The following is a 13,893-nucleotide window of genomic DNA, read 5'->3' as shown; positions in this document are numbered from 1 at the left end:
TATTTAGTACTTTTAGAAATAATAAATTGGACTTATTTACCCCCTATTTTGCACTATTGGACAGGTGACTCATTAGTTCTTTTCAATTAAAAGCTTGAAATTTGAGTAAGAGGTACAATCAAGTCTAATAAGTATCTGATTTTAGAAAACTACATTAACCAATGAATAAAAAAGTAGTCGTTTTAACAGGCGCTGGAGGCGTTTTGTGCAGTACATTGGCCAAAGCATTGGCCAGTAAAGGACATAAAATTGCGGTTTTGGATTTAAAAAAAGACGCCGCTGATAAAGTAGCAGGTGAAATCAATAATGCAGGTGGAGAAGCTTTAGGTGTGGAAGCCAATGTATTGGAAAAGGAATCACTGGAAAGGGCAAAAAATGAAATCAATTCAAAATTGGGGACATGTGATATATTAGTAAATGGTGCCGGTGGCAACCACCCTTTAGGAACCACCAGTAATCCTTATCTGGAAACCAAGGACCTAAAAAATACTACGAAAGGCTTCAAGACCTTTTTTGATCTTGATACCGAGGGCATACAATTCACCTTCAATTTGAACTTTATAGGTACGCTTTTACCTACCCAGGTATTTGCACAAGATATGATTGCGAGGGAAGGATGTAGCATCTTGAATATCTCCTCGATGAATGCTTTTACTCCTTTGACCAAAATTCCTGCCTATAGTGGCGCCAAAGCAGCTGTTTCTAACTTCACGCAATGGTTGGCCGTGCATTTTTCCAAAGTAGGGATTCGGGTAAACGCACTGGCACCGGGCTTCTTTCTCACGGAACAAAACCGAACACTGTTAACGGAGGCTGATGGCTCTTTAACGGCACGAGGAAATACGATTATAGACCAGACCCCGATGGGTCGCTTTGGGGAACCCGAAGATCTTATCAGCACCACCCTTTGGCTTTGTGGAGATGGAGCCTCTTTTGTAACTGGTGTAGTTATACCGGTAGACGGTGGTTTTAGTGCCTTTAGCGGTGTATAAAAATAGTAGTGAACGCAAAATGAATATAACATTAGAACAGACATGGCGATGGTACGGACCCAACGACCCTGTTTCATTGGCAGATATTAGACAAGCTGGGGCCACTGGTATTGTATCTGCCTTGCATCACATTCCAAACGGACAAATATGGCCCATTGCCGAAATCCAAAAAAGAAAACAAGAAATTGAGGCTGTCGGTCTCACTTGGTCAGTTGTTGAAAGTGTACCTATCCATGAGGCCATTAAAACTCAGGCTGATGGGTATATGGTCTACATTGAAAACTATAAACAAACACTGTTAAATCTAGGGGAATGTGGTATTGACATTGTTTGCTACAACTTTATGCCAGTTCTTGATTGGACACGTACGAACCTTGATTATCAAGTTGAAGATGGTTCAACAGCGCTTCGTTTCGAAGCAGCGGCATTTGCCGCGTTTGAGTTATTCCTGCTAAAACGTCCAGGCGCGGATACATCCTACACAGACGATGAAAAAAATTCTGCAAAAATATACTTCGAAACACTATCCGAAGAAAAACAACAACAACTTAGCAACAATATCATTGCTGGTCTTCCTGGTGCTGAAGAAGGTTATTCTTTGGAAGATTTCAATACTGTTCTTGCTACATACGATGAAATTGGCCCAAGAGAACTCAAAAAACATTTGTTTGAGTTTTTAGAGCATATTATCCCAGCAGTCGAAAAGGCAGGAGTTTTAATGTGTATTCATCCTGATGACCCACCTTACCCTATTTTGGGTTTACCCAGAGTCGTCAGTACAGAACAGGATATTGTTGACCTTTATAATGCTGTAGACAGTCCAAACAACGGTTTGACTTTTTGTACTGGTTCTTTTGGGGTACGTGAGGACAATGATTTGGCAGGAATGATAGAACGTTTGGGCAGCCGTATTCATTTCATCCACTTAAGAAGCACTAAACGTGACTCAGAAGGCAATTTTCATGAGGCCAATCATTTGGAAGGTGATGTTGATATGTACAGTGTCATGAAAGCACTGATCAATGAGCATGAAAAACGGAAATCAACTGGAAGAAAAGATTTGAGAATGCCAATGCGTCCGGACCATGGTCATAAAATGCTCGATGACCTTCACAAGAAAACAAATCCCGGATATTCTGGAATAGGCAGGCTCAGAGGCCTAGCGGAATTACGTGGTCTTGAACTAGGAATCAGAAAATCAATAGCTAACGAATAAAACAAATACATATTATGTCAATATCCTACGAAACCAGATATGCCTCAAGTCCAAAGGCCGTAAAAAAATACGATACTACCGAACTACGGGATGAGTTCCTGATAGACAATCTTATGCAAAAAGGGAAAATTAATTTGACCTATACCCACTATGATCGCTATATCGCTGGTTCTGCAGTCCCAGAAAGTCCGCTTAAGCTAGACACGATCGACCCATTAAAGGCAGAGTATTTTCTGGAAAGACGTGAGCTAGGGGTTATAAATGTGGGCGGGGCAGGTTCGGTCGAAGTGGACGGCACTTCCTTTGAACTGGGCCATAAGGATGCTCTATACATTGGTATGGGCAATAAAGAAGTTGTTTTCAAGAGTGACAATAATGACAAGCCTGCCATGTTCTACATAAACTCAGCACCCGCACATACAACCTACCCAACTAAAAAGGTGAGTCTTGCGGAGGCTAATAAATTAGAGCTTGGTTCACTGGAAACGGCAAATGATCGTACTGTAAGCCAAATGATCATCGGGGGGATAGTAACAACTTGCCAATTGCAGATGGGAATGACCGAGTTGAGCACAGGAAGTGTTTGGAACACTATGCCGGCACATGTGCATGACCGAAGGATGGAGGTTTATTTTTATTTGGATGTTCCCGAAGGACAATCCGTATGTCATTTTATGGGACAACCCCAAGAAACACGTCATATCTGGATGCAAAACCATGAAGCCGTTATTTCACCACCATGGTCCATCCATTGTGGTTCAGGAACTTCGAACTACACTTTTATATGGGGTATGGCTGGGGAAAATATGGATTATGGTGATATGGACGCTGCCAAGATAACAGATTTAAGATAACGCAATGAGCACAGAATTATTCAACCTAACCGGGAAAACCGTATTGGTTACTGGCAGCACACATGGATTGGGCATGGCCATGGCCAAAGGACTCGGTAAAGCAGGCGCCACCATTGTCGTTAATGGTAATTCATCACAACAAAAAATCGATGATGCCGTAAAGCTTTATGAAAGGGAAGGCATTAAGGCTGTGGGATACAAGTTCAACGTAACCGATGAACGACAAGTAATAGATGCCGTTAGCAAGATTCAAAGTAAGGTTGGACCTATCGATATTTTGGTGAACAATGCGGGTATCATCAAAAGGACCCCTTTGGAAAAGATGGAAGTCGCCGATTTCAAAGAGGTAATCGATGTCGATTTGGTCAGTCCCTTTATCGTTTCCAAACATGTGGTCAAGACCATGATGGCCCGCAAGCAAGGAAAAATCATCAACATTTGTTCCATGATGAGCGAATTGGGGCGAAATACGGTTGGAGCCTATGCCGCTGCTAAAGGTGGCTTAAAAATGCTAACGCAGAATATGGCAACGGAATGGGCCAAACATAATATTCAGGTAAACGGAATTGGACCGGGCTATTTTGCAACTTCCCAAACGGCCCCAATTAGAGTTGATGGCCATCCATTCAATGAGTTTATTGTAAACCGTACACCTGCTGCAAAATGGGGGGATCCAGATGATTTGGCGGGAGCGGCGATATTCTTGGCCTCAAGGGCAAGTGATTTTGTCAATGGGCATATCCTGTATGTTGATGGAGGCATTCTGGCTACGATAGGAAAACCTTCCAATGAAAATTAAATAGCACTTATTATGAGAAAAAATAACCTTTTACTAATAGCGCTTTTTTCAATTATTGCGTTCTCATGCCAAGAAAAGTCAAAAAACAACCAGCAGATCGTTGTAAACAACACTACGGATATAGACCGTTCTTTAGAAACAGTTTCGGTAGACATGGCTTCCCTCCATGTTGATGGGGCAAAAGGTACTATTGTTCTTTTCGACACCGAAAACAAGACTGAGGTCACCTCGCAACTAATGGACACAGATGGTGATGGAGAGATGGATGTGCTCTTGTTTCAACCTGAAATTGCTGCCAATAGTGAAAAAGTATATGAAGTCACATTTTCTGAAACAACGAAGCAAAAAGACAGTATTCCCGCTTGCTATTCCAGATTTGTGCCTGAACGGACGGACGACTATGCTTGGGAGAACAACCGGGTTGCTTTTAGAACTTATGGGCCAACAGCTCAAAAAATGATTGAAGATGGGGTAAAAGGGGGAACATTGTCCAGCGGTATTGATGCTTGGTTAAAACGTGTTGATTACCCTATCATCAATAAATGGTATAAAAAGGAGCTGGAAACGGATGGCAGTTACCATAAAGATGACGGTGAAGGGCTGGATAACTTCCACGTTGGTATAAGCCGCGGGGTTGGCGGAATTGCAAAAAAGGTAGACACCACCTACTATATTTCAAAAAATTTCACTTCATGGAAAACGCTGATTACAGGGCCTATACGGACAAGTTTTATACTTTCCTATGCTGATTGGGATGCAGCAGGCAACAAAATATCCGAAGAAAAAAAGATATCCCTTGATTACGGCAGTAACCTATCCAAGTTCGAGATTAGCCTTAAAGGGATCGATACCATTTCAGCGGGGCTAACACTACACGAAAAAGATGGGGAAGTTGGAATAAATCTAGAAAATGGATGGGTAAGCTATTGGGAACCCCATGAAGGTTCAGAACTAGGTACGGCCATTGTTGTTCCCGAAAAAGGGATGGTAGGTCACGAACACTTCGAAACCGATAGAAAAGATGAAAGTAATCTTTTTGCACATATCAAGGTCAATGATGGCAAAGCTATTTATTATGCAGGTTTTGGATGGAAAAAAAGTGGCCAATACGCAAATAAAGCAGAATGGGATGCTTATATCGATGAATTTGCAAAAAAAGTAAACAACCCTTTAGAAGTTACCGTTAAGTAAAATGTTATGAATCTAAAAAGCCTTTTAGTCCTTATTATATTTTTGGCCTTGACCAATTCTTGTGCTGAAGTCGAAGGTTCCAAAACTTTGAGATTGGGACATGGATTGGATGTAAGCCACTCGGTACACAAGGCAATGGTGAAAATGGGAGAAGATTTGGAACGGTTGTCCAACGGGAAATTAAAACTTGAAATCTATCCAAGTCAGCAATTGGGAACCGAAAGGCAATGTTTGGAACTTTTGCAAATAGGCAGTTTGGACATGACAAAGGTGTCCGTAGGCGTTCTTGAAAACTTTGCTCCCAAAATGAAAGTGCTGGGGCTACCATTTCTTTTTAGGGACAGGGAACATGCTTTCAAAGTATTGGATGGGCCTATTGGCCAACAACTACTAAATGATGGGGAACAATACTGGCTTAAAGGTCTTGGCTATTATGATGCGGGAAGCCGCAGTTTCTATACAAAAGACAAACCGGTTCATAAGCCAGAAGATTTAAAAGGTCAAAAAATAAGGGTCATGGAAAGCGTAACCGCAATGGACATGGTTCGTGGTCTTGGCGGATCGCCCACACCAATTTCTTGGGGAGAACTCTATACAGCACTTCAACAAGGCGTTGTGGACGGAGCAGAAAACAATCCCCCCAGTTTTTACCTTTCCCGTCACTATGAAGTCTGTAAATATTACACCTTGAACGAGCATACCGTTCTACCCGATGTTTTGTTGGCAAGTACGGCATTATGGGAAAAACTTTCAATCGAAGAACAAGGTTGGCTAAAACACGCAGTGGAAACCTCCGTAGTATATCAAAGAAAGCTTTGGTTAGAAGCGGAAAATGAAGCTTTGGAAGCTGTTGAAAAGGCCGGGGTACAAATCATAAGACCCGACAAAGGCCTCTTTTCGGAAAAGATCAAGGATTCTTTCGATAAGTATAAGGACGATGAGGCCTTTTACAGACTTATCGAGGAAATAAAGGCCACGGAATAGACATAACCAAAAACCAAAAAAATGCAAATACGAAAAACCATTGATAAGATACTTGCCAATTTCTTGGTCATTATCATGACCGTTATGGTAATCAATGTGCTTTGGCAAGTCGCGAGCCGCTTTATAGTGGGTACACCAAGCTCGTTTACAGATGAGCTGGCCCGTTATCTGATGATATGGATAGGTATTCTGGGAGCCGCTTATGTTTCTGGAAGAAATATGCACGTTGCCATTGATGTATTGCCCCGGAGATTAAATCAACCTGTTCAAAAACGCTTGATGCTGGTCGTACGCTTGTTGATCATTGTTTTCTGTTTGGTGGCCATGGTAATCGGTGGATCAAGATTGGTTTATATCACTTACGTATTGGGTCAGAACTCGCCAGCACTCCAGGTACCATTGGCAGTGGTCTACATGGTCATTCCCATTAGCGGAATATTGATTATCTATTATAAAACTTCTGATATCTTAAAAAAACAATAACACATGGAATACATTCCCATACTCGTTCTGGTACTTAGTTTTGTATGGCTATTGGCTATTGGAACACCAGTGGCATGGAGCATCGCGATATCATCGCTTTTGACCCTATTGGTCAGCATACCTGTTCTACCGGCCGCAACTACGGTCTCGCAACGGATCGGTACGGGTCTGGACAGCTTTGCACTTCTTGCCATACCCCTTTTCATACTTTCAGGGGAATTGATGAACAAGGGCGGTATTGCCCATAGGCTCATCGCTTTCGCCAAAACTCTAGTAGGTGCACTTCCAGGAGGATTGGCATTGATCAATATCATCTCTGCAATGTTGATGGGTGCAATTGCTGGGTCTGCCATGGCTGCAGCATCTGCAATGGGAAGCATTTTAGGTCCAGAAATGGAAAAAGAGGGCTACTCAAGAGAATTTGGGGCAGCTGTAAACATTACAGCTGCTACTACCGGCTTGGTCATTCCTCCAAGTAACGTTTTAATTGTTTATTCCTTGGCAAGTGGAGGGGCATCTATCGCAGCCTTGTTTTTAGCAGGATATATACCTGGTATTCTTACGGGGCTCTTCTTAATGATCGTGGCTTCGGTTTGGGCAAAGAAAAAGGGATATAAAGTTGGAAAAAGAAGTAGTTTAAAACAAGTTTTCAAAACATTTATCGATGCCTTACCCAGTCTTTTCATGCTTGTGGTGGTAATTGGTGGTATTGTAACAGGAATTTTTACAGCAACGGAGGCATCGGCCATAGCCGTACTTTATAGTTTTCTATTGGGACTTATCTACAGAGAGATCTCTTTACCGAAAATGCCACAGATTCTGTTGGATTCATCTGCGACAACTGCCATTGTCATGTTATTGATCGGAGCATCGATGAGTATGTCATGGGCGTTGAGTTATGAAAATATTCCACAAGAAATCAGTACTGGTCTTTTGGCACTTAGTGATAACCCGATAGTCATTCTTTTGATCATCAACCTTCTTCTCCTTTTTGTGGGCATCTTTATGGACATGACCCCGGCGGTTTTGATCTTCACCCCCATATTTCTGCCTGTGATAACAGTATTAGGATTGGACCCTGTCCACTTTGGGATTATCATGGTACTCAATCTTTGTATTGGTCTTTGTACGCCACCAGTGGGTTCCGTGCTTTTTGTTGGGGTCGGTATTGCCAAAACATCGATCGAAAAAGTGGTAAAACCTTTGTTGCCATTGTTCATCGCAATGATCATCGCTTTGTTCCTTGTCACTTATTTCCCGGGGTTGAGCCTGTGGCTGCCTAGACAATTTGGGCTTTAGAAAAAATATCGGTTTTTTAAATACGCTAGACCTTTTCTTGAAGAAACTCAATATTCATTCCTATCTATTCTAGAGTCCGAAGAAGGATTTTGCGTTGTAATAACATACATCGCTTACAATTTTACCAAGCCATTTTTCATCCGCGGGCAACTCTCCATTCTCTACATCCTTTCCAATAAGGTTACAAAGAATTCTCCTAAAATATTCGTGCCTAGGAAAGGATAAAAAGCTTCTCGAATCTGTTAGCATACCCACAAAACAGCTCAACAACCCCATGTTGGATAACGTGTTCAGTTGCTTTTCCATACCGTCCTTTTGGTCCAAAAACCACCATGCAGAGCCGTACTGCACTTTACCTTGAATACTGCCATCATTAAAATTACCGGCCATTGTAGCGAACACTTCGTTATCCGATGGATTCAGATTATAAAGAATCGTCTTTGCCAATTCATTCGTGCTGTCCAAATCATTTAAAAAGCCACTCAATGCCCTAGCCTGTGAAAAATCTCCCATGGAATCAAATCCAGTATCAGGGCCAAGTTTTTTTAGAAGTCTTTTATTATTATTTCTGATAGCTCCTAAGTGAAATTGTTGTGTCCATCCTTTTTTATGGTAGCCTTTACACAGAAAAAGTAAGGTTTTTGACTTGAAATAAGATATCTCTTCGATTGAAAGCTCTTTCTGTTCTCTGGTTTTTTGAAATATGACATTACAGTCGAAATCATCATTTTCAAAATGGTAAAGCTGCTCCAAACCATGGTCCGCCAATCTGCACCCTGTTTCATGAAAAAAATCGATTCTTTTTTCCAACGCTGATAGCAAAGCATCATACGAGCTAATTCTAGTATTTGTAACCGATTCCAGATGTTCCAAAAACGCTATATAGGTTGTTGCATTTTCCAATGCAAACGCTTTATCCGGTCTAAAAGTCGGATAAACCTTTGGTGAAATTTCTTGTTGAGCAATGTGCTTATGGTGTTCCAAATTATCCGTAGGGTTATCGGTAGTGCACAAGAAATCTACTTTCTTCTGTTGAAGCAATCCCAGCGTATAATGGGATTGTTCCTGTAATTTTTCAGAAGTGATGGCATATAATTCTTTAGCATTGTCGGGACTTAACAACTCATCCACGTCAAAATAACGTTTCAATTCGAGGTGTGTCCAATGATATAATGGATTTCTAACGGTATAGGGTACAGTTTTTGCCCATTTTAAGAATTTTTCCTCATCAGAGGCTTCGCCGGTTATGTAAGCTTCATCAATGCCTAAAGCGCGCATGGCCCGCCATTTATAATGATCGCCTGCAAGCCATACCTGACTTATATTTTCAAAAACACGATTTCCCGCTATTTCGTTAGGTGGAAGGTGGTTGTGATAATCTATAATCGGTAAATCGGCCGCAACCCCATGGTACAACTTTTTGGCAAATGTATTTTGTAAAAGGAAGTCATCCGTAATAAACGTTTTCATACTTGAGATTTAAGAACGTAATCTTTTTATCAATGTCAGGGTTTCAGAGACGCTTTTTCGTAACCCTTCAAAATCTTTGTTTGCCAAGATGTCTTTACTTATTAGTTTAGATCCCATGCCCACACAGGTAACTCCAGCCTCGAACCAAGCCCTTAAATTTGATTCTTCTGTACTTACACCGCCAGTGGGCATAATACTGGTCCAAGGTTGTGGACCGCGAATTGCCTTTACAAAGCCCGGACCATAAGTGGAACCTGGGAACAACTTGATGATTTCACAACCCATCTCCTCTGCTCGGTTGATTTCTGTTAAGGAACCACAGCCAGGTGACCATAATACCTTTCGGCGATTGCAAACAATAGCAATATCTTCCCTAAGAGATGGCGTTACGATAAAGTTGGCACCCATTTGCATGAAGGTACTCGCTGCCGCAGCATCGGTTATCGAACCAACTCCCATTATCATTCCGGGAAGTGCTGCAATTGCAAATTTATTAAGCTCTAAAAACACTTCAAAAGCAAAATCACCACGTGCCGTGAATTCCATTAAACGGGATCCACCATCGTAACAGGCTTTCAGCACCTTTTTGCCTAGTTCTATATCTGGATGGTAGAACAAGGGCACCATACCGTTTTCCTTCATGACGGATGCAACTTCTATCCTTGAATATTGTGCCATACGTAAACTTTTTAAAAACTTGATTCGATTAACTCTATTATCTCGCTACTCTTCCGGAAGCATCACCTCCCATGAGTTTTTCCACTTCACTGACCGTAACCAGATTTGCATCGCCTTTGATCGTGTGCTTTAAACAAGATGCGGCAACTGCAAAGTTCAATGCATTCTGATCATCCTCGGGGTATTTTAATAAACCGTAAATCAGACCGCCCATAAAAGAATCACCGCCACCGACACGATCAACAATGTGGGTAATTTGATATTCGGGTGATGTAAACATCGTTTTACCGTCATAGAGAACTCCCGCCCAGGTGTTATGGGAAGCAGAAATTGAACCCCTTAGCGTTGTGATCACTTTTTTCGCACGGGGAAATTTTTTCATCATCTGCTCACAGACCGATAGGAACGCTTCAGCTTTTACATGCTCCCCCTGTGTTGTGATGTCCAGACCTTCGGGTTTAATACCAAAATGTTTTTCAGCATCTTCTTCGTTTCCTAAAATAATATCGCAATACGAGGTAAGTTCCGTCATTATGGCTTCTCTATCCCCACCATAATTCCACAATTTTGCGCGATAATTTAAATCCGTGGAAACGGTAACACCCATTTTACTTGCCATCTCCACCGCTTCTAAACAGGCATCTGCGGCACCTTGGGATATGGCCGGGGTTATGCCCGTCCAATGGAACCACTCGACGCCCTCAAAAACTTTTTTCCAATCGATCATTCCCGCTTCAACTTCTGCAATAGCGGAATGTGCCCTATCATAGACCACTTTACTTCCCCGGCTTACCGCACCGGTTTCAAGAAAATAGATTCCCAAACGGTCACCACCGTAAACGATATGATCGGTGCCTACGTTTCTCTTACGCATTTCCATAAGCGCGCATTCGCCAATATCGTTTTTGGGCAATCGGGTCACAAATTCCACGGGAACACCATAATTGGCCAAAGAAACAGCTACGTTGGACTCACCACCACCATAGACCGCATCAAAAGTATTTGTTTGTGAAAACCTCAAAAATCCCGGTGGGGACAAGCGTAGCATGATTTCGCCAAAAGTCACTACCTTTTTCATCTACTTCTAGTTTTATTATTGGTGTTTATTATAATTCATTATGTAAAAACCACTACAAAATTAGCTGTTCTTCTTTAGCTTAAGATTCATTTATAGTAATCAAATCGTACAATTAATTCGCATGGATTACAATTACAAGAAATTCTCTTTTAGCTCCTTGATTTGATCCTCATTAATTGGATTGAGATTGCCTAAAGAAGCACCCATCACCAAGGATTTTGCGCTAAATTCCGCAACTTCCAACCTATCAAAAGTTTGTAACAGATCATCTCCAGTCACCAAAACAGAATCGTTTTGAATTATGAGCGCAGGCTTTGCATTTGAAAGTAGTTCCTCGTTGATATTTGGCAAAAAATGATGCCCGTACGGATAAGCCGCCAAATCTTGTAGAAAAATCCAGCTTTCAGGAATGGTGCGAACATCCATATGGGTTTTTGTAATTCCAAACGCCATTAAATAGGGGGATTGGGTCATTATAATTGAATTGACCGAAGGATTACGCTTGTAAATTTCATGATGGATTTTGGTTGCCCTACTCGGTAACTTGCCTTTTTCTCGTTTTCCATCTTTTATTTGTACGATGTCTTCCAGCTGCATTTCCCATCTCGAAAAATCCCTTGGGGTAATCAAAAAGTCATTTTCTTGCCATCGTACCGAAACCGTGCCATAGGAACTTATCATTAAGCCTTGTTCACATGCTCGATGCACAATTGAACATATTTCCGACCTCTTTTCCCTCTCCTTAGATGGATGAAAAGCATCTTGTTCTTGTTCAGGTATTTCGGCTACCTGTTCATAAAACGAAACTATTTGGTCATCTTCCAGATATGAGGGTTCCCCAAGCATTTGGCCATATAAAATAGTACAGGCGCAAAACTCTAAAGTCTCAAAGCGTTCATAGGCATCATCCATATTGACTCCACCCAAAACAATCCCATGATTTTCCATGATAACAGCCTTGAACCCCTTCTCAAACTCTTTGGCTATGACCGTTCCCAATTTATCGCTCCCAGGTAGTTCGTACGAAGCATAACCGATCGGGCCACAAACATTTTTGGCCTGCGGTATGATATTCGTATTAGGTATTTTGTGCACAATGCTGAACGATACCAACGCTGGTGGGTGTGCATGTATAATTGAATTGATATCCGGTCGGATGTCATAGATAGCCTTATGGAAAGGAAATTCTGAAGAAGGTTTGTGCTTCCCTACTATATCGCCGTTTGTTTTTACACAAACAATATCCGTAGGTTGTAAAGTGCCCTTATCAACTGCGGAAGGAGTTATCCAAACATTTCCATCTTCATCCTTTATTGAAATGTTTCCGCCGGATGTAGTGGTCATACCTCTTTTATAAATGCGGTCTATTATTTTGATTATTTGATCTCTAGGATGAAGCAGTTCATGTATTTTCATACGTTAAATGAATATTATGTTTTTTGTTGATATTTCTTGCTTAAGATTAAAAATAAGATGCCACACAACAACCATGCAGGCAGTGTGACAAAAGATAAAAAGACATCAAATTTGATCGATATAAAATAGAACAGGCCAAAACTTATGCCCCATGCTAAAAAAACCGAATTATTAAACTTTATGTTCGCAACCTCCGCATAGTTTTTTACTATTCCCGCCTTATCGTGAAAAAAGTGTTCAAATACGATTATAGCCCCAAATGGCGAAAGAATAAAACCGTAAAGAGCAACAAAACCTAATAGTTTCATTGCAAATGCCGGAAAGAGACCCGCAATAGTGGCTACCGTACCCGCAATAATAGTTACCCAAAATGTAGAAACCTTTGGTATGATTGCCTGAAAAGCAAGTCCTGCACGGTATATGGTAGGGTTGGCGGTTGTCCAGCCCGCCAACACAACGGCGATAATACCGAATATACCTATGGCATTGTTCGCCAAAGGACCTGGTGCAACCGGAGGTGCTTCGCCATTAGATAAAAAACCTTGTGCTTCAGGGGATTTAAGATATACTGCATAAAGCAAGGCTGCGGCTATCCAGGCCATATAATGACCTACATACATTCCAGCTGCCGTTGTCCAACCAGCACTAGGCTTTTTTGCGAATCTAAAAACAGATAAATCCGACATACCAATGTGCATTGCTGCATTTGCAAACCAAGACCAGATGACAACGTGCCAAAATGTGTATTTAATCTGTCCTGGAAAAGGTTCTGACCCTTCTCCCCAAATATTCCAGAAATCCGTAAAGCTTTTGACTCCCAATTGATTTAAAGCTACCACACCACATGCTACAAAGGCAAGTACTATAACAGGGGACATCCAATTCGCAGCTTTGGAAACCGTATCATATCCTTTTGAAGCAATCAAGGAAATAACGGTACCAAGAATAAGAACGATGATCACCCAAGTCATTCCATTGGGCATGGTGTCCGTCAATTTAGGCATTTCCATGTTAAAAGGGATACCAACGGCCGTTGCAGAGACCGTGATCATAGAACCTGCCAGGAAACAAAAAAGTATCCCATTGGCCAGATTATAGCCAATCACCAGTTTTTTTCCGCAGATTTTTTCTAACTGATAATATAAAGTCAATCGGTTCTCAACTGCGATTTTTGCGGTTAAAAAACGCCAACTTAAAACTGCCAATAGATTTCCCAGCAGTAGCCCAATAATCAAATCAAAAGCACTAACGCCTGCCGTAAGAAACAATGGACCGATCATGAATTCAGTTCCTGCCGCATGCTCGCCTGCATACATGCCCAAAAAACTTTTCCATCCTTTTAATTTAGATTGTGGAACAGGTTCTCTTTCAAACTCTCCCCCTGCTTTATGTCCTACTTCTTCATCAATATCATATTGGTTCATAAAAAGGTT

The 13,893-nt window shown here is 41.5% G+C and carries 13 protein-coding genes; 8 read left to right on the top strand and 5 right to left on the bottom strand.

The features are described 5' to 3' along the window. Nucleotides 1-161 precede the first annotated feature (161 nt). The 8 genes from KIM67_RS05400 to KIM67_RS05365 are packed head-to-tail and all read left to right on the top strand — an operon-like array spanning nucleotide 162 to nucleotide 7,818. Complete coding sequence (locus KIM67_RS05400) at nucleotides 162-992, top strand: SDR family oxidoreductase (RefSeq protein WP_213830323.1); 831 nt, start codon at nucleotides 162-164, stop codon at nucleotides 990-992. 19 nt (nucleotides 993-1,011) lie between these two features. Beyond that, entirely contained in the window at nucleotides 1,012-2,208 is a 1,197-nt protein-coding gene (uxuA, locus tag KIM67_RS05395; RefSeq protein ID WP_213830322.1) for a mannonate dehydratase, read from the top strand. A 14-nt stretch (nucleotides 2,209-2,222) separates the two neighbouring features. Continuing rightward, nucleotides 2,223-3,062: a 5-dehydro-4-deoxy-D-glucuronate isomerase gene (gene kduI / locus KIM67_RS05390; protein WP_213830321.1), complete on the top strand. Its 840-nt coding sequence runs from the start codon at nucleotides 2,223-2,225 to the stop codon at nucleotides 3,060-3,062. 4 nt (nucleotides 3,063-3,066) lie between these two features. Further along, nucleotides 3,067-3,861, top strand: a complete 795-nt coding sequence (locus KIM67_RS05385) for a gluconate 5-dehydrogenase (RefSeq protein WP_213830320.1) — start codon at nucleotides 3,067-3,069, stop codon at nucleotides 3,859-3,861. Nucleotides 3,862-3,873: 12 nt separating this feature from the next. Beyond that, nucleotides 3,874-5,052, top strand: coding sequence for a DUF4861 domain-containing protein (locus tag KIM67_RS05380; protein WP_213830319.1), 1,179 nt, complete (start codon nucleotides 3,874-3,876; stop codon nucleotides 5,050-5,052). 6 nt (nucleotides 5,053-5,058) lie between these two features. After that, on the top strand, nucleotides 5,059-6,036 hold the full coding sequence (locus KIM67_RS05375) for a TRAP transporter substrate-binding protein (protein ID WP_213830318.1): 978 nt from the start codon (nucleotides 5,059-5,061) through the stop codon (nucleotides 6,034-6,036). A gap of 21 nt (nucleotides 6,037-6,057) precedes the next feature. Further along, complete coding sequence (locus KIM67_RS05370; protein ID WP_213830317.1) at nucleotides 6,058-6,519, top strand: TRAP transporter small permease; 462 nt, start codon at nucleotides 6,058-6,060, stop codon at nucleotides 6,517-6,519. A 3-nt stretch (nucleotides 6,520-6,522) separates the two neighbouring features. Next, complete coding sequence (locus KIM67_RS05365; protein WP_213830316.1) at nucleotides 6,523-7,818, top strand: TRAP transporter large permease; 1,296 nt, start codon at nucleotides 6,523-6,525, stop codon at nucleotides 7,816-7,818. Between the two features lie 69 nt (nucleotides 7,819-7,887). Here the strand turns inward: KIM67_RS05365 and uxaC are convergent, their stop codons facing one another. The 5 genes from uxaC to KIM67_RS05340 form a co-directional block, all read right to left on the bottom strand. After that, the gene (uxaC, locus tag KIM67_RS05360) at nucleotides 7,888-9,288 is read right to left on the bottom strand and encodes a glucuronate isomerase (protein WP_213830315.1); all 1,401 of its coding nucleotides are present in this window, start codon (nucleotides 9,286-9,288) and stop codon (nucleotides 7,888-7,890) included. Nucleotides 9,289-9,297: 9 nt separating this feature from the next. Beyond that, the gene (locus KIM67_RS05355) at nucleotides 9,298-9,966 is read right to left on the bottom strand and encodes a bifunctional 4-hydroxy-2-oxoglutarate aldolase/2-dehydro-3-deoxy-phosphogluconate aldolase (protein ID WP_213830314.1); all 669 of its coding nucleotides are present in this window, start codon (nucleotides 9,964-9,966) and stop codon (nucleotides 9,298-9,300) included. A gap of 37 nt (nucleotides 9,967-10,003) precedes the next feature. Further along, nucleotides 10,004-11,044 carry a sugar kinase gene (locus KIM67_RS05350; protein ID WP_213830313.1) on the bottom strand — a complete coding sequence of 347 codons (1,041 nt, stop codon included), beginning with the start codon at nucleotides 11,042-11,044 and terminating at the stop codon, nucleotides 10,004-10,006. A 132-nt stretch (nucleotides 11,045-11,176) separates the two neighbouring features. Beyond that, nucleotides 11,177-12,460 carry a class II aldolase/adducin family protein gene (locus KIM67_RS05345; RefSeq protein ID WP_213830312.1) on the bottom strand — a complete coding sequence of 428 codons (1,284 nt, stop codon included), beginning with the start codon at nucleotides 12,458-12,460 and terminating at the stop codon, nucleotides 11,177-11,179. 14 nt (nucleotides 12,461-12,474) lie between these two features. After that, complete coding sequence (locus KIM67_RS05340) at nucleotides 12,475-13,884, bottom strand: cytosine permease (RefSeq protein ID WP_213830311.1); 1,410 nt, start codon at nucleotides 13,882-13,884, stop codon at nucleotides 12,475-12,477. Between the last annotated feature and the right edge of the window lie 9 nt (nucleotides 13,885-13,893).

It is taken from the genome of Flagellimonas sp. 389 (assembly GCF_018449435.1).
Taxonomy (GTDB): domain Bacteria; phylum Bacteroidota; class Bacteroidia; order Flavobacteriales; family Flavobacteriaceae; genus Flagellimonas.
The sequence above is the reverse complement of the archived record's forward strand: the minus strand, read 5'-3'. Positions and strand labels throughout refer to the sequence as shown.

What these genes read in the sequence shown, in the direction of transcription:
- KIM67_RS05400 (WP_213830323.1), top strand. Translation starts at nt 162, where the DNA reads ATGAATAAAAAAGTAGTCGTTTTAACAGGCGCTGGAGGCGTTTTGTGC.
- uxuA (WP_213830322.1), top strand. Translation starts at nt 1,012, where the DNA reads ATGAATATAACATTAGAACAGACATGGCGATGGTACGGACCCAACGAC.
- kduI (WP_213830321.1), top strand. Translation starts at nt 2,223, where the DNA reads ATGTCAATATCCTACGAAACCAGATATGCCTCAAGTCCAAAGGCCGTA.
- KIM67_RS05385 (WP_213830320.1), top strand. Translation starts at nt 3,067, where the DNA reads ATGAGCACAGAATTATTCAACCTAACCGGGAAAACCGTATTGGTTACT.
- KIM67_RS05380 (WP_213830319.1), top strand. Translation starts at nt 3,874, where the DNA reads ATGAGAAAAAATAACCTTTTACTAATAGCGCTTTTTTCAATTATTGCG.
- KIM67_RS05375 (WP_213830318.1), top strand. Translation starts at nt 5,059, where the DNA reads ATGAATCTAAAAAGCCTTTTAGTCCTTATTATATTTTTGGCCTTGACC.
- KIM67_RS05370 (WP_213830317.1), top strand. Translation starts at nt 6,058, where the DNA reads ATGCAAATACGAAAAACCATTGATAAGATACTTGCCAATTTCTTGGTC.
- KIM67_RS05365 (WP_213830316.1), top strand. Translation starts at nt 6,523, where the DNA reads ATGGAATACATTCCCATACTCGTTCTGGTACTTAGTTTTGTATGGCTA.
- uxaC (WP_213830315.1), bottom strand. Translation starts at nt 9,288, where the DNA reads ATGAAAACGTTTATTACGGATGACTTCCTTTTACAAAATACATTTGCC.
- KIM67_RS05355 (WP_213830314.1), bottom strand. Translation starts at nt 9,966, where the DNA reads ATGGCACAATATTCAAGGATAGAAGTTGCATCCGTCATGAAGGAAAAC.
- KIM67_RS05350 (WP_213830313.1), bottom strand. Translation starts at nt 11,044, where the DNA reads ATGAAAAAGGTAGTGACTTTTGGCGAAATCATGCTACGCTTGTCCCCA.
- KIM67_RS05345 (WP_213830312.1), bottom strand. Translation starts at nt 12,460, where the DNA reads ATGAAAATACATGAACTGCTTCATCCTAGAGATCAAATAATCAAAATA.
- KIM67_RS05340 (WP_213830311.1), bottom strand. Translation starts at nt 13,884, where the DNA reads ATGAACCAATATGATATTGATGAAGAAGTAGGACATAAAGCAGGGGGA.